This is a genomic window from Zobellella aerophila (assembly GCF_039539325.1).
Classification (GTDB): Bacteria; Pseudomonadota; Gammaproteobacteria; order Enterobacterales; family Aeromonadaceae; genus Oceanimonas; species Oceanimonas aerophila.
On the sequence record NZ_BAABCX010000004.1, the window covers coordinates 85835 to 99873 of the forward strand.

General features: G+C 57.3%; 15 protein-coding genes and 4 tRNA genes. 5 read left to right on the plus strand and 14 right to left on the minus strand.

Features of this window, described 5'->3' with window-relative positions; translation table 11 throughout:
• Nucleotides 1-221: 221 nt before the first annotated feature.
• The 7 genes from ABD806_RS14005 to mutY all read right to left on the minus strand — a co-directional run bounded on the left by ABD806_RS14005 (nucleotide 222) and on the right by mutY (nucleotide 3717).
• Entirely contained in the window at nucleotides 222-1802 is a 1581-nt protein-coding gene (locus tag ABD806_RS14005; RefSeq protein ID WP_344959074.1) for a sensor domain-containing diguanylate cyclase, read from the minus strand.
• A 120-nt stretch (nucleotides 1803-1922) separates the two neighbouring features.
• A tRNA-Phe gene (locus ABD806_RS14010) sits at nucleotides 1923-1998 on the minus strand.
• An 11-nt stretch (nucleotides 1999-2009) separates the two neighbouring features.
• A tRNA-Thr gene (locus ABD806_RS14015) sits at nucleotides 2010-2085 on the minus strand.
• Between the two features lie 10 nt (nucleotides 2086-2095).
• A tRNA-Phe gene (locus ABD806_RS14020) sits at nucleotides 2096-2171 on the minus strand.
• A gap of 30 nt (nucleotides 2172-2201) precedes the next feature.
• Nucleotides 2202-2277, minus strand: a tRNA-Phe gene (locus ABD806_RS14025).
• A gap of 94 nt (nucleotides 2278-2371) precedes the next feature.
• The gene (locus tag ABD806_RS14030; RefSeq protein ID WP_344959076.1) at nucleotides 2372-2659 is read right to left on the minus strand and encodes an oxidative damage protection protein; all 288 of its coding nucleotides are present in this window, start codon (nucleotides 2657-2659) and stop codon (nucleotides 2372-2374) included.
• Entirely contained in the window at nucleotides 2656-3717 is a 1062-nt protein-coding gene (gene mutY / locus ABD806_RS14035) for an A/G-specific adenine glycosylase (RefSeq protein ID WP_344959078.1), read from the minus strand. The genes ABD806_RS14030 and mutY overlap by 4 nt, the downstream gene beginning before the upstream one ends.
• 177 nt (nucleotides 3718-3894) lie before the next feature.
• Here mutY and ABD806_RS14040 point away from each other — a divergent pair, with 177 nt between their 5' ends.
• Nucleotides 3895-5073, plus strand: a complete 1179-nt coding sequence (locus ABD806_RS14040) for an aminotransferase-like domain-containing protein (protein WP_344959080.1) — start codon at nucleotides 3895-3897, stop codon at nucleotides 5071-5073.
• A gap of 393 nt (nucleotides 5074-5466) precedes the next feature.
• Nucleotides 5467-6183, plus strand: coding sequence for a tRNA (guanosine(46)-N7)-methyltransferase TrmB (trmB, locus tag ABD806_RS14045; protein ID WP_344959082.1), 717 nt, complete (start codon nucleotides 5467-5469; stop codon nucleotides 6181-6183).
• 84 nt (nucleotides 6184-6267) lie between these two features.
• On the opposite strand, the gene hemW is transcribed toward trmB, so the two are convergent.
• From hemW to ABD806_RS14080, 7 genes are all read right to left on the minus strand, one after another.
• Nucleotides 6268-7413 carry a radical SAM family heme chaperone HemW gene (gene hemW, locus ABD806_RS14050; RefSeq protein WP_344959085.1) on the minus strand — a complete coding sequence of 382 codons (1146 nt, stop codon included), beginning with the start codon at nucleotides 7411-7413 and terminating at the stop codon, nucleotides 6268-6270.
• Nucleotides 7413-8009 (minus strand): XTP/dITP diphosphatase, encoded by a 597-nt coding sequence (locus ABD806_RS14055; protein ID WP_344959087.1) that lies wholly within the window; start codon nucleotides 8007-8009, stop codon nucleotides 7413-7415. The genes hemW and ABD806_RS14055 overlap by 1 nt, the downstream gene beginning before the upstream one ends.
• Nucleotides 8010-8131: 122 nt before the next feature.
• Nucleotides 8132-8545, minus strand: a complete 414-nt coding sequence (locus ABD806_RS14060; protein WP_344959090.1) for a DUF4426 domain-containing protein — start codon at nucleotides 8543-8545, stop codon at nucleotides 8132-8134.
• A 35-nt stretch (nucleotides 8546-8580) separates the two neighbouring features.
• A complete protein-coding gene (locus ABD806_RS14065; protein WP_425583142.1) occupies nucleotides 8581-8892 on the minus strand; it encodes a DUF167 family protein in 312 nt (103 codons plus the stop codon).
• Nucleotides 8880-9431, minus strand: coding sequence for a YggT family protein (locus ABD806_RS14070; protein ID WP_344959096.1), 552 nt, complete (start codon nucleotides 9429-9431; stop codon nucleotides 8880-8882). The genes ABD806_RS14065 and ABD806_RS14070 overlap by 13 nt, the downstream gene beginning before the upstream one ends.
• Nucleotides 9432-9440: 9 nt before the next feature.
• Entirely contained in the window at nucleotides 9441-10265 is an 825-nt protein-coding gene (proC, locus tag ABD806_RS14075; RefSeq protein ID WP_344959098.1) for a pyrroline-5-carboxylate reductase, read from the minus strand.
• Between the two features lie 11 nt (nucleotides 10266-10276).
• Nucleotides 10277-10966, minus strand: coding sequence for a YggS family pyridoxal phosphate-dependent enzyme (locus ABD806_RS14080; RefSeq protein WP_344959100.1), 690 nt, complete (start codon nucleotides 10964-10966; stop codon nucleotides 10277-10279).
• Nucleotides 10967-10999: 33 nt separating this feature from the next.
• On the opposite strand from ABD806_RS14080, the gene ABD806_RS14085 reads away from it, so the two are divergent.
• The 3 genes from ABD806_RS14085 (at nucleotide 11000) to yaaA (ending at nucleotide 14031) form a co-directional block, all read left to right on the plus strand.
• Nucleotides 11000-12037: a type IV pilus twitching motility protein PilT gene (locus ABD806_RS14085; protein ID WP_344959102.1), complete on the plus strand. Its 1038-nt coding sequence runs from the start codon at nucleotides 11000-11002 to the stop codon at nucleotides 12035-12037.
• A gap of 101 nt (nucleotides 12038-12138) precedes the next feature.
• Nucleotides 12139-13248: a PilT/PilU family type 4a pilus ATPase gene (locus ABD806_RS14090; RefSeq protein WP_344959104.1), complete on the plus strand. Its 1110-nt coding sequence runs from the start codon at nucleotides 12139-12141 to the stop codon at nucleotides 13246-13248.
• A 9-nt stretch (nucleotides 13249-13257) separates the two neighbouring features.
• Nucleotides 13258-14031 carry a peroxide stress protein YaaA gene (gene yaaA / locus ABD806_RS14095; protein WP_344959105.1) on the plus strand — a complete coding sequence of 258 codons (774 nt, stop codon included), beginning with the start codon at nucleotides 13258-13260 and terminating at the stop codon, nucleotides 14029-14031.
• Nucleotides 14032-14039 lie beyond the last annotated feature (8 nt).

Below are 14039 nucleotides of genomic sequence, written 5' to 3' on the forward strand. Positions count from 1 at the left end.
AACCCCTAATCCCCCAGGGGTCAACAGGTATTTGAATTTCATTGCATAATTCATCTTATTTTCATAATCCGCAAACAGGACGAAGCAAAGAGGGATCGGGCGATGGATTTTTGGTTAATTCAAAGCCTTTTTGGGATTCGTATAGGGCTTTATTCGGGGCCGAGCTTCAGGCCCTAAGGTTGGACATCGATAGTATTCATCAACAATAACAGCCCCGGCCTTTAAGCCGCTGGCGCAGAAGCGACCAGGGTTTGATTCCTACCCTGCTGCTTGGCCTGATAAAGCGCCCGGTCAGCCATTTTCAGTGCCTCGTTGATACCTGTGGTATCTCCCGGCCAGTAGGCAACACCGAGAGAGATAGTGACATGACCTGCTTCCGGCATTTCATGCTGGGCGACATGATGGCGTAAACGTTCGGCTATACCCTCGGCCACTTGAGCATTGGTATCTGGCAACAAAATAATAAACTCCTCCCCGCCACTACGGCACAGGGCATCAACCTTCCTGGCGTTTTTTTGCATCAGTTGCGCTAACGACTTAATTACTTGGTCACCTACATCATGGCCGTAGCTGTCGTTGACCCCTTTAAAATGATCGATATCCAAGGCTATGATGGCGAAGTGCTGTTGTATTTCCTGATAATAATCCAACACTTTTTGCATGCCTCGGCGGTTATATAATGCTGTCATGGGGTCAGTGTGACTATCGGTGTTGAGCTGAGTGATTTTGTCGTTGAGCAGGCCAACGCCTTTGAGGATGGCGCGCTTCAGTTGGGCGGACTCAAAGTACCAAGAACTGATGGCCAGAATGCGATCCTGCGCATGCTGTTGATCCATTTCTCGGGCATTTCTCGCCAGCTGCCAGAGCGGTCTGGAAATCAGCAGGGCAGAAAACCAGATAAACAGCAGTGTCAGCAGGGTCAGCGGCAGTATCTTGATAAATACGGCCTGTATCTGCTTATCGAGTTCGGCCAAGGTTGCCGACTTTGGTCGTTGAGCCACCACCCCCCAACCCGCCCGGGGAACGGGAGCAAAACCGGCAAGCATATCCGAACCACGCGAGTTGATCAGGTTATCGGCTCCACTTTGGTTTCGGATCACGGCGTCTATTACCGGATTGTCGGTGACCTTCTCGCCGACACGGTGCTGATCCATGTGGTAAATTAATACACCGTTTCTATCCACTACATAAAGGTAAGAGCCGTCTTTATAGTGGTGCTGCCCCAGTAGCAGGTTGAGGATATTTTCCCCCTGCAGATAGATGGTCCCGGCCATATATCCAAGATAACGGCCATCGGGGGCGAAAATAGGGTGAGAAATACTGATCAGGTAGTTGCCGGCCGGAGACAAAAAGGGATCGGTTATCAGCGGCTGTTTGGCGTTGAGCGATTGCCTGGCATTGGGGGAGGTGAGCTTGACGCCCTTGATTTGCAGGGTTTCCGGTGATGTCGCCATTATGATGGCGTCGGCATTGACTATGACCACAGAGTTGAAACTTTCCGTTTGCCGGTGCAACCGCCTGGCTTCTGCAAGCAGGGCTTGCTCGTCATCCATCTGTCCGGCAAGCAGCGCAGCACTGTACTTCAGCTGAGTTTGCGCCGATTTCAAAAAGGTGTCGGTCGTTTCTGCGAGCTTGGCCGCATACACCCGGTTGGCTTCGAGGGTGTTGTTGATCAGCAATTCCCGTTGCACTTGATAGGTGGCATAAAAACTGTTGGCAAGAGTGATTAAGACACTGACGATGGTCAGCGCGAGGATGAGGCGTCGCAAGTCCAAACGCAGCAAAAGGTGTAAAATTTTCATGATGGGGGCTTACAAAGCATACAGTGTTTCTTGGGCCTTGCGCTGAGAGAGCCGCCTGGCTGCCCCAAGGCTCTCTGCTCACGGATACAAAAAAGCCCCGCATAAGCGAGGCTCTCAAGATGGTGCCCAGAGGCGGAATCGAACCACCGACACGGGGATTTTCAATCCCCTGCTCTACCGACTGAGCTATCTGGGCAAAACTCTTAATGGTGCCGGCAGAAGGAGTCGAACCCTCGACCTACTGATTACAAGTCAGTTGCTCTACCAACTGAGCTATGCCGGCAACATGGAAATGGTGCCCAGAGGCGGAATCGAACCACCGACACGGGGATTTTCAATCCCCTGCTCTACCGACTGAGCTATCTGGGCAATATGGGGCTTGTTGAGAGCACCTGAAAATGGTGCCCAGAGGCGGAATCGAACCACCGACACGGGGATTTTCAATCCCCTGCTCTACCGACTGAGCTATCTGGGCAACGGGGCGTCATTAAATAAGATTGCCTATGGCAAGTCAACCGCTTTTTAGAAGGCTCGAGCGCGTTCGCTCAAGCCTTGAGCAAAGTGCTGATTTACTCCGCTGAGCCCGGGTGGGAAGGGGGGGTGTAGCCCTCGATTTTTACTTCTGCATCCTCGAACAGATAGGCGACCATCTCCTGCTCCAGCAGCTGGCGATGCTCAGGATTCATCATGTTCAGCTTTTTCTCATTGATCAGCATGGTCTGTTTTTTCTGCCATTCGCCCCAGGCTTCCTTGGATATGTTGTCGTAGATCCGTTTGCCCACTTCTCCCGGGTACAGCTGAAAATCCAGGCCTTCTGCTTCTTTTTTCAAACGCTGACAAAAAATAGTACGGCTCATAGTGTCCTCTCGGTGTGCAGTTGCGGGTAGGCCAGCAGTTTTTTAGTGGCGGCGGCCAAGCCTACCGATGCAGGTTGCTGCAAGTTATACCAAAGACGCTCATCTCCTGCCATGACCTCAAGGGGTTGGTGGTCCAATTCAACCAGGAAAGGCGAAATATCCAGATGAAAATGGCTGAAGGTATGGCGGAAACCGGGCAGGGGCTTGGGCTCGCCTGCCTCAGGATGGCGGACCAGCCAGGCCCGCAGCTCCACTTCATCCCTGAATTCAGGAAAACAATAGAGGCCACCCCACAGTCCCTGGGGCGGCCTTTGTACCAGTAACAGTTGCTGCCGATGTTTGAGCAATAAAAAGCAGGACTGTTTTTCCGGTATCTTGGTAGTTTTCGGTTTGCCGTGCGGATAGGCGGTTGGTGTGCCTAGTGCATGGGCCCGGCAATCGGCCTGCACCGGACAGAGTTCGCACCTGGGGCGGGAACGGGTGCAGATGGTGGCCCCCAGATCCATCATCGCCTGGTTATATTGGGCAACACCCTGCTGCGGGGTGAGCTGGTCAACTCGCTCCCACAGCCGGTTTTCCACCTCTTTCTTGCCGGGCCAGCCTTCAAGCGCCAGCCAGCGCGCCAACACCCGTTTGACATTACCGTCGAGGATGCCGTGGTGTTGGCCCAAGGACAGGGACAACACGGCTCCGGCGGTGGAGCGGCCGATCCCCGGCAGGCCCAGCACTTCTTCAAAGCGCTCGGGGAAACGGCCCTGGTAATGATCCCGGATCACCCGGGCCGCTTGGTGCAGGTTGCGGGCTCGGGCGTAATAGCCCAGGCCGGTCCAGTGATGCAATACCTGGTCGCTGTCGGCATCGGCCAGGCTGACCACGTCGGGGAAGCTTGCCATAAAGCGCTGGTAATAGGGGATAACCGTCTTGACCTGGGTCTGCTGCAGCATGATTTCCGACACCCAGACCCGGTAGGGCGTTTTATTGAGTTGCCAGGGCAGGGTCTTGCGGCCATGAATCTGGTACCAGTCGAGTACCCGTTTGGCAAAAGAGTCTGTGTTCACGGTAATTACGAGATAAAAATGAATGCCGGGATCAGACCACAGCGTCGACCCCAGTGCAAACCGCAACATCAAGCCGGCAATATTCTTTAAGGTTCATTGTTTGTTATTTGAATGTTTTCTGATACAAAAGAAGGGTTTTATTGGCGTCCGCCAAGCTTGTTTACCAGAGAGACCTCTATGCAGCCCTTTTTTGCCCAGCGCTTTGCCAAGGTAGAGCCTTCCTTTATCCGTGAAATCCTGAAAGTCGCCGTCAATCCGGAGGTGATCTCCTTTGCCGGTGGCCTGCCCAATCCCGAATTCTTTCCCAACGAAGAGCTGGAAGTGGCCACGGCCAAGGTGCTGCAGAACAAGGGTAACGGCGCGTTGCAATACGCGGCCACCGAAGGTTTTGTCCCGCTGCGTGAATATATTGCCGAGCGCTATCTGCAGCAACACGGCATGCGGGTGTCGCCGGAAAACATCCTGATCACCAATGGCTCCCAGCAGGCGCTGGACCTGATCGGCAAGGTACTGGTGGATGAAGGTTCCGACCTGATTATCGAAGAGCCGGGTTATCTGGGCGCCATTCAGGCGCTGTCGGTCTACCAGCCCAATTTTCGCGGCGTATCGCTGAATGATGATGGCCCGGATCTGGCCGAGTTGGATGCCCTGCTGGCCGAGCCCAACCATGCCCGGCTGATGTATGGCGTCACCAACTTCCAGAATCCGTCGGGCCTGAGCTACAGCCTGGAAAACCGCAAGGCGGTGGCCGAGCGGCTGATCAAGCACCAAGTGCTGATGGTGGAAGACAACCCCTACGGCGAGCTGCGCTTCGAAGGTGAGCATCTGCCGCCGATCGCCAAGCTGGCGCCGGAAAATGTGGTCTTGCTGGGCTCTTTCTCGAAGGTGGTGGTGCCGTCATTCCGCCTCGGCTGGATGGTGGTACCTGACTGGCTGCGTCAGAAGATCACCATCGCCAAACAGGCCTCCGACCTGCATACCAACGGCTTCGTGCAGCAGGTGTTGTTCAGCTACCTGCAGGATAACAGCCTGGATGCTCATATCGACCGTATCCGCTCGGTTTACGGCCGGCAGAAAACCGCCATGGAGCAGGCGCTGCTGCGTCACTGCCCGGGTATCGACTTCACCCGTCCCGAGGGAGGCATGTTCCTGTGGCTGAAGTTGCCGCAGCATGTGGATGCCATGAGTCTGTTCAACCTGGCCATTAAAGAAAACGTGGCCTTTGTTCCGGGTCGTCCCTTCTATGTGCGACCGGATATCCTCAACACCGCCCGCTTCAGCTATTCGGGTGCGGATGCTGCCACCATCGAAGAGGGTATTGGCCGTTTGGGACGGGTGATCCAGCAGGTTTTATGAGTTGTCAGCTATAAGTCATAAGCTATAAGAAAGAAAAATGAAGGTCCTGCCTTATGCCAGCGTAGGGCGGGACAGTCCCCTTTTTTTATCTCCTTGGCCATAATCTGAGGCGATGTTTTTGTCTCCGCCGACTCGCTTGCACATCCCTGTCCATTCAGGACATGCCTTCCCTGGCATGTCGTGGTCGGCTGAGCAGCGCCCTTTGCCCTCCTGGAGCACGGGTCCGAATTATGATCAGATACTTAATGTAATTGGTATGAGAGCTTTGTCATTGCAACTGGCACTTTTCCCGTTGTTCTTGTCGCTGACAGCTTAAGGCTTGCGGCTTTTTAAGCTTGCACCTTTGGGCTAACTTTGGATAATTCGCCTTCTCAAGCCAGCCGGAGAGAGCAAATGACAGACGTAAATCAGGCCGATTACACCGAAGACGGCCACTACAAGCGCAAGATCCGCAGCTTTGTGCGCCGCGAAGGCCGGCTCACCAAGGGCCAGGAAAAAGCCCTGGCCGAGCAGTGGCCGGTAATGGGCATTGAGTTCAGCGCCGATCGGCTCGATCTGGATGCGCTATTCGGCCGTAGCGCCCCCCGGGTACTGGAAATCGGCTTCGGCATGGGGGCTTCTCTGGTGGCAATGGCCAAGGCCGCGCCCGGACAGGATTTTATCGGTATCGAGGTGCATACCCCGGGGGTGGGTGCCTGCCTGATGGCCGCCGCCGAGGCGGGCGTCGGCAACCTGCGGGTGATGTGTCACGATGCGGTGGAAGTATTCGAGCAGATGCTACCGGAGCAAAGCCTGGATCGGGTGCAGCTGTTTTTCCCCGATCCCTGGCACAAGAAGCGTCATCACAAGCGGCGCATAGTACAGCCGGCCTTTGTGGAAATGCTGCGCAGCAAGCTGAAGATCGGCGGTGAATTCCATATGGCCACCGATTGGGAAAACTATGCGGAGCATATGCTGGAAGTGATGAAGGCGGCCCCCGGCTATGCAAATGCGGCCACCGAGGGTGATTATATGCCGCGGCCCGATTACCGCCCGCTGACCAAGTTCGAGCAGCGCGGTCAGCGTCTCGGCCACGGGGTCTGGGATCTTATCTTTACCCGGATTGCCTGAGCCTGAATCGTCGGGCCAAGGCCCGACCTACGCTATTGATGTTCTCATCATTTGATGTAGGTCGGCCCTCGGGCCGACAATAACTTATTCCGCCATAAACAAATCCAGTAGCCGGTTCAGGAAGCGCCGTCCCAGGGGACTTAGCTGCCAGCTGTCTCCCAGATCCAGCAGCAGTTCCAGCCTCAGCGCCTCCCGCAGCGGTTCGGCCAGTAGCGCCGGATTCAGCCCGGTCAGTTGTTCGAATTCCGTCTTGGGGATGGGCTCGAACAGCCGCAGCCGGTTCATAAAGTATTCCAGCGGCAGATCCTCGGCTTTGATCGGCCAGTATTTATCCAGGTAGGGCCGTTCGGCGTCCAGGTAGCCCTTGGGATGCTTGACCTTGACGGTGCGTACCAGCCGGCCCTGGGCGGGCAGGCTAACCTTGCCGTGGGCGCCGCAGCCGATGCCCAGATAATCGCCGAAGCGCCAGTAATTGAGGTTATGGCGGGCCCGATGGCCGGGTTTGGCGTAGGCTGACACCTCGTATTGACGGTAGCCGTTGGCCAGCAGCAGGGCGTGGCCCTGCTCGTAGATATCGGCCAGTGTTTCGTCTTCTGGCAATGCAGGCGGGCGGGAGGCGAAAGGGGTGTTGGGCTCTATGGTGAGTTGATACCAGGACAGATGAGGCGGTGCCAGATCGATGGCCTGTTGCAGATCATGGAGGCCATCGGCCAGGGTTTGCTCGGGCAGGCCGTGCATCAGATCCAGGTTGAAAGTCGGCAGGCCGACAGCTTGCGCTTCGCGGGCGGCAAAGCGGGCCTGCTCCGGATCGTGGATGCGGCCCAGCCGGCGCAACTTGTCCGCCTGAAAACTCTGGATGCCGATGGAAATACGGTTTACACCCGCCTGCATAAAGCCGGCGAAGCGGCCGGTTTCCACCGTGCCCGGGTTGGCTTCCAGGGTGATTTCTATCTCCGGGGCAAAGGGGATGCGCTCCCGGATGCCCGCCAGCAAGCGGCCGATTGCCTCGGGGCTGAGCAGGCTGGGGGTGCCGCCACCGATAAAGATGCTGTGCAGGTGGCGTCCCTGGACCAGGTGCAGATCCTGTTGCAGGTCATCGAGCAGGGCCGAGACATAGGCCTGCTCCGGGATGGTTTCCTTCAACGCATGGGAATTGAAGTCGCAATAGGGACACTTCTGCACACACCAGGGGATATGCACATACAGACTGAGGGGCGGCAACTGCAGCATCAGGCGTCCTGTTGCAGCAATGCCTGCAACTGCTGTAGTGCCTTGGCCCTGTGGCTCAGCCGGTTTTTTTCGGCGGGCGTCAGTTGTGCCGAGGTGGTGCCGGTTTCGGGTACCAGGAACACGGGATCATAGCCGAAGCCGTGGTCGCCGTCGGGCTGTTCGGTGATGGCGCCGTGCCAGCGGCCGGTGCAGATCAGCGGCGTGGGATCATCTGCATGGCGCAGGTAGACCAGCACGCACCAGAAGGTGGCCTGGCGTTGGCTGGCCGGTACGCCCTGCAACTCGGCCAGCAGCCGTTCGACATTCTGCTGATCCGTGGCGTGGGGGCCGGCAAAGCGTGCCGAATAGACGCCGGGGCGGCCGTCGAGGGCGGCGACCGCCAACCCAGAGTCATCGGCGATGGCGGGCAGGCCGGTGACGCGGGCCGCATGACGGGCCTTGATGATGGCATTTTCCACAAAGGTGGTGCCGGTTTCGTCAGCATCCACCACCTGGAACTCACTCTGGGGCAGCACCTGCATGCCCAGATCATTGAGCAGGCTCTGCAGTTCGGCAACTTTTTTGGCGTTGCCTGAAGCCAGCACTATCTGTTTCATCTTCTATGCGCCTGAATACATTGACTGGCGTGATGATAACACCGGGGGAGGGGGGATGGGGAGAGCTGCATTGGTACCTGGGCCCTGCCGTCAAGGGACGGACCCAGGTTCAGGCGGGGAGTTCAGTCTACGTAGAAGGTATGTCGGAAAGAGAAGCTGGCACCTTGCCCCGGGCTCTGGATATCTATGTTGAACAAGACGTTGTCTTCATTACGATAGGGGAACTCGGCGATATAGTAGATGGCATCTCCCTCGCGAACTTCCTGAAACTCCAGGTTACGCACTGTGCCGAGCAGGTTTTTGCCTTCTCCCGACAGGTTGACCGACTGATGGGTTCCGTTTGCATCCAGTATCGCTATGTTAAGCAGGCCATTGAAGCGGCTGCGCTCTATGTTATAGCTGCGGGCAACCTCGGGGGTTAAAAAGGTGGAGGCCAGGGCGCTGTAATGAACCGTCCAGTTACCCACTTTGGTTTCGGTGGCCAGGCTAAGGGGAGCACTCAACAGCACCACCAGGGGGAGAACAAATTTCCACATAACAGCTCCTTGATGAAACATTTATCAGTTTGAGTTTAGGCGCTATCGGCCAGGAGATCAGCAAGCTCCGCGGGGATTTCCCTGGGCTGGACTACCCTGACCCTTTTGTGGCGGCTGGTTTCGCCGCCGATGATCGACACCCGGGATTTAGGTACCCGGCAGCGCTTGGCCAGCCATTTGATCAGATGGGCGTTGGCTTGGCCAGCGACCGGTGGGGCGGTAATGGCCAGCCTCATTTCGTCTCCATGGCGGCCGGAAAACTGGTCCCGGCTTGCCTTGGGTTGCAGATACAGGCTGAGCCACAGCGAATCGTCTTCCAGCCTGACGGCCTGACTCAAAGTTGCCACCAGAGCGGGCCGAACATATCACCCATCAGCCAGTTCAGGGCCTGCAGGGCGATAAAAGCGACCAGTATGGATAAATCCAGGCCGCCCATGGGCGGGATCACCCGGCGGATCGGCGCCAGCAGGGGCTCCGTCAGTTGCAGCATCACATACTCGATCTGGCTGCGGCCCTGGCTGACCCAGCTGAGCAGGGCGCGGATGATCAGGATCCAGAACAGCATGACCCCGGCCTTTTTCAGTACCGTGACCAGGCTTACCAGAGCGACCGTCGGCCAGTCCGCGTAGAGCAGGTTCATGGCCTTGAAGATCAATAACTTGGCAAGGGCAACCAGCACCGCCAGCAGCACAGCGGCGAAGTCAATGCCGAAGAAGCCGGGGACCAGACGACGCATGGGGGTCAGTACCGGGTTGGTGGCCCGTACCACGAACTGGCTGAAGGGATTATAAAAATCGGCCCTGGCCATTTGCAGCCAGATGCGCAGCAGCACCACCATCAGATAGAGGTCAAACAGGGTGTTGATCAAATAATAAGCGGTGTTCATCTAGGATCCTTAGAGTTGCGCTTCCAGTTCCCGCGCACGGGCCACCGCCGCGGTCATGGCCTGACCGACCAGTTTATTCAGGTCCTGCTCCTGGAAACTGCGGATCGCTTCGGCTGTGGTGCCGCCCTTGGAGGTTACCTGGGCTCTCAGCTCGGCCAACGATAATTGCGGATTGGCTTCCACCATGTGGGCCGCGCCCAGGGCGGTCTGCTGTATCAGCAGGCGAGCCTGTTCGGCGCTGAAGCCCTGTTTTTCGGCGTGCTCGGCCATGGCTTCCATAAACAGGAAGAAGTAGGCCGGCGCGCTGCCGGCGGCGGCGATCACCTGATTGATGCCGTCTTCTTCCGAAACCCACAGGGTCTTGCCCACGCATTGCATCATCTGTTCACAGTAGCGGCGGTCGGACTCATCGATATGTGCCTTGGCATGCAAGCCGGTCATGCCCAATCCCAGCAGGGAGGGAGTGTTGGGCATGGTGCGCACCAGTTTGTCATGGCCACCGGTCATCTGCTCCAGGCGGCTCAGGCTGATCCCGGCTGCGATGGAGATAAGCAGCTTGTCACCGAAGCCACCCAGAGACTGGACCAGGGGGCTCAGCATGGCTGCCATCATCTGCGGTTTGACCGCCAACACCAGGGCCTCACACCGGCTGGCCGCCTCGGCATTATCCTGGGTGATATGAATACCAAAATCGGCAGCCAGGCTGTCCAGTTTTTCCCTCGACGGGTTGGCGGCCCAGATTGCATCGGCCGGATAGCCGGCCTGGATCAGGCCGGAGATCAGGCTGCGGGTCATGTTTCCCGCGCCAATAAAGGCAAGTTTTCTTTGTTCCATTGATGATCACTTCAGTTGCGGGTACCAAATATGGCCGTTCCCACCCTCACCAGGGTGCTGCCACATGCCACGGCCATTTCCAAATCTTCGCTCATACCCATCGACAGTGTATCCACATCCGGATAAATTTCTGCCATTCTATCAAAGAGTTGCTTTAACTCCAGGAACTGGGATTCGAGTCTGGCTACATCATCTGTGTGCTCGGGGATGGCCATTAAACCCCGTAGGCGGAGCCCGGGCAAGTCAGCGAGCGATGCGGCCAGGGCCAGTGCCTCGGCCGGGATCAGGCCTGATTTACTGGATTCACCGCTGACATTGACCTGCAGACAAATATTCAGGGGGGGTAAATGGGACGGCCTCTGCTCGCTGAGCCGCTGGGCGATCTTCAGTCGGTCTACCGTCTGTACCCAGTCGAAATGCTCCGCCACCTGACGGCTTTTGTTGGACTGTAGCGGTCCGATCAAATGCCAGCGCATATCCGGGTATTTATGCGTTAATTGCTGAATTTTTTCAATTGCTTCCTGCACATAGTTTTCACCGAATTGCCGCTGGCCGGCGGCATAGGCTTGCTCGATATCGGCGATGGGCTTAGTTTTACTGACGGCCAGTAAATGAATGTCACCAAGGGGGCGACTAGACTCACTTGCAGCCTTTGCAATTCTGTCCTGAACTAGCTGTAAGTGCTGTGCGATGTTATTCATATCATTGATAACCAAAAGAGACGGGGACCCTTTATGGATATTACGGAATTATTGGCGTTTAGTGTAAAGCATAATGCATCTGATCTGCACCTTTCATCTGGTGTCCAGCCCATGATTCGGGTGGACGGAGAAGTACGCAAGCTGAGTCTGCCGGTGCTCGATCATCGTGAAGTGCACCGACTGGTCTACGACATCATGAATGATCGCCAGCGCAAAGAGCTGGAAGAGAGCTTCGAAGCGGACTTTTCCTTTGAGTTACCGGGGCTGGCCCGTTTCCGGGTCAACGCCTTTCATCACGCCCGGGGGCCGGCGGCGGTGTTCCGGGTGATCCCCAGCGAGATCCTCAACCTGGAGCAGCTGGGCGCCCCCGATATTTTCCGGCGCATCGCCGAATACCCGCGTGGACTGGTGCTGGTGACCGGGCCTACCGGCTCGGGTAAGTCCACCACCCTGGCGGCCATGGTCGATCACATCAATGAGAACTTCAACAAACACATACTGACCATCGAAGACCCCATCGAGTTTGTACACCACAACAATAAAAAATGCCTGATCAACCAGCGGGAAGTGCACCGTGATACTCACTCGTTCAACAACGCCCTGCGTTCGGCCCTGCGCGAGGATCCGGATATCATACTGGTGGGGGAGCTGCGGGATCTGGAGACCATACGGCTGGCGCTGACCGCGGCTGAAACCGGTCACCTGGTATTCGGTACCCTGCACACCTCGTCGGCGGCCAAGACCATTGACCGTATTATCGATGTGTTCCCGGGAGCGGAAAAAGACATGGTGCGCTCCATGTTGTCGGAGTCCTTGCGGGCGGTGATCTCCCAGGCCCTGCTCAAACGCATCGACGGTGGCCGCATCGCGGCCCACGAGATCATGCTGGGCACCACCGCCATCCGTAACCTGATCCGGGAAGACAAGGTGGCGCAGATGTATTCGGTGATCCAGACCGGCATGTCTCATGGCATGCAGACCATGGATCAGAGCCTTAAATACCTGGTGACCAGCGGCTTGGTGGCGCCGGTGGATGCCAAGGCCAAGGCGGTGGATCCGAACGGTTTCTAACAGGGGCCATCTACCAATAAATCGAGACCGGTCAGCCAAGGCTGGCGCCGACCGGTCTTATGCCGCATGATCGCGGCCATATTGCCATTCAGGAGGTGATAATGGAGCTGAACTCCTTGCTGAGCGCCATGGTGGAGCAGAAAGCATCGGATCTGTATATCTCGGTGGGGGTGGCGCCCACCATGAAGGCCCGGGGGCAGTTGCACCGGCTTGGCTCCGAACCGCTGACGGAGGCCGAGACCCTGGGCCTGGTGGAGTCGACCATGACCGCCGAATGGCGGCAGCGTTATCACCGGCAGAAAGAAGCCAACTTCGCCATCACCCGAGAGGGCATAGGTCGGTTCCGGGTCAGCGCCTTCTGGCAGCAGGACAGGGCCGGCATGGTGCTCAGGCGTATCGAGAGCAGCATACCTACCTTCGAAGAGCTCTACCTGCCCGAGGTGCTGCGAGAAGTGACCCTGGCCAAGCGGGGACTGGTGCTGTTCGTCGGTGGCACCGGGGCGGGCAAGTCGACCTCCCTGGCGGCGATGATCGGCTACCGCAACCGCTATGCCGATGGCCATATCCTGACCATCGAGGATCCGGTGGAGTTTGTGCATCAGCATGACCGCTCGATCATTACCCAGCGGGAAGTGGGCATAGACACCGAATCCTTCGATGCTGCGCTGAAAAGCTCCCTGCGCCAGGCGCCCGACGTGATCCTGATCGGTGAGATCCGCTCTGAGGAGACCATGGGTTATGCCCTGTCCTTTGCGGAAACCGGTCACCTGTGCATGGCTACCCTGCATGCCAACAATGCCAATCAGGCACTGGACAGGATCATGCATCTTGTTCCGGAAAGTAAACACCGCCAGTTGCTGTTCGATCTGTCCTTCAATCTCAGGGCGATTGTGGCCCAGCAGCTGGTGCCCAGCATGGACGGCAGCCAGCGCCGCGGCGCCTTCGAGATACTGCTCAATACCCCCTTGGTGGCGGATGTGATCCGCAAGGGTGACATGCATCGGCTCAAGGAGATCATGGCGAAATCCCGGGAACAGGGCATGCAGACTTTCGATCAGGCATTGTTTGACCTCTATACCCAGCGCCATATAGGCTACACCGAAGCGCTGGCCTATGCCGACTCGCCCAATGATCTGCGGTTGATGATCAAGCTGCACGGCGGCGGCGGGCTGGATTCGGATCTGCTCGACAATATCACCATAGAGTCTTAGAGGATTTGCATGCTGATTGTGGTTTCTCCGGCCAAGACGCTGGACTTCGATACACCGCCGGTGGTGGCCGACCATACCCTGCCGGCCCTGCTGGATCACTCGGTCCGGCTGATTGAACGGGCCAGGCAGCTGACGCCCGTCCAGCTGAGCCGGTTGATGGGGATCAGCGACAAGCTGGCGGGACTGAACGCGGCCCGCTTCGCGAGCTGGCAGCCTGGCTTTACCCCGGACAACGCCAAGCAGGCGTTGCTGGCGTTCAAGGGCGATGTCTATACCGGGCTGGATGCCGAGACCCTGGGCAAAGAGGATTTTGCCTTTGCCCAGCGGCATCTGCGCATCCTGTCCGGCCTGTACGGGTTGTTGCGGCCGCTGGATCTGATACAGGCCTACCGGCTGGAGATGGGTACCCGGCTCGACAACGAACGGGGCGCCGATCTGTATCAATTCTGGGGGGATATCATCACCGAGCACTTGAATCGGGCGCTGGCGGATCAGGGGGATCGGCTGTTGATCAACCTGGCTTCTAATGAATACTTTAAGGCGGTTAAACCGAATCGGCTGGACGGCCAGATAGTGACGCCCGTGTTCAAGGACTGCAAGAACGGCCAGTACAAGATAATCAGCTTCTACGCCAAGAAGGCCAGGGGCATGATGGCCCGCTACATCATAGAACACCGGCTGACCGAGGTGAGCCAGCTGACCCGCTTCGACAGCGCCGGTTACTACTTTGCCGAGCAGGAATCATCCGCCACCGAGCTGGTGTTTAAGCGGGACGAACAGTAACGAGGATC

Bases quoted from the DNA above. Each gene is read 5' to 3' on its own strand.
- ABD806_RS14005 (WP_344959074.1), bottom strand. From the start codon at position 1,802: ATGAAAATTTTACACCTTTTGCTGCGTTTGGACTTGCGACGCCTCATC.
- ABD806_RS14030 (WP_344959076.1), bottom strand. From the start codon at position 2,659: ATGAGCCGTACTATTTTTTGTCAGCGTTTGAAAAAAGAAGCAGAAGGC.
- ABD806_RS14040 (WP_344959080.1), top strand. From the start codon at position 3,895: ATGCAGCCCTTTTTTGCCCAGCGCTTTGCCAAGGTAGAGCCTTCCTTT.
- trmB (WP_344959082.1), top strand. From the start codon at position 5,467: ATGACAGACGTAAATCAGGCCGATTACACCGAAGACGGCCACTACAAG.
- hemW (WP_344959085.1), bottom strand. From the start codon at position 7,413: ATGCTGCAGTTGCCGCCCCTCAGTCTGTATGTGCATATCCCCTGGTGT.
- ABD806_RS14055 (WP_344959087.1), bottom strand. From the start codon at position 8,009: ATGAAACAGATAGTGCTGGCTTCAGGCAACGCCAAAAAAGTTGCCGAA.
- ABD806_RS14060 (WP_344959090.1), bottom strand. From the start codon at position 8,545: ATGTGGAAATTTGTTCTCCCCCTGGTGGTGCTGTTGAGTGCTCCCCTT.
- ABD806_RS14070 (WP_344959096.1), bottom strand. From the start codon at position 9,431: ATGAACACCGCTTATTATTTGATCAACACCCTGTTTGACCTCTATCTG.
- proC (WP_344959098.1), bottom strand. From the start codon at position 10,265: ATGGAACAAAGAAAACTTGCCTTTATTGGCGCGGGAAACATGACCCGC.
- ABD806_RS14080 (WP_344959100.1), bottom strand. From the start codon at position 10,966: ATGAATAACATCGCACAGCACTTACAGCTAGTTCAGGACAGAATTGCA.
- ABD806_RS14085 (WP_344959102.1), top strand. From the start codon at position 11,000: ATGGATATTACGGAATTATTGGCGTTTAGTGTAAAGCATAATGCATCT.
- ABD806_RS14090 (WP_344959104.1), top strand. From the start codon at position 12,139: ATGGAGCTGAACTCCTTGCTGAGCGCCATGGTGGAGCAGAAAGCATCG.
- yaaA (WP_344959105.1), top strand. From the start codon at position 13,258: ATGCTGATTGTGGTTTCTCCGGCCAAGACGCTGGACTTCGATACACCG.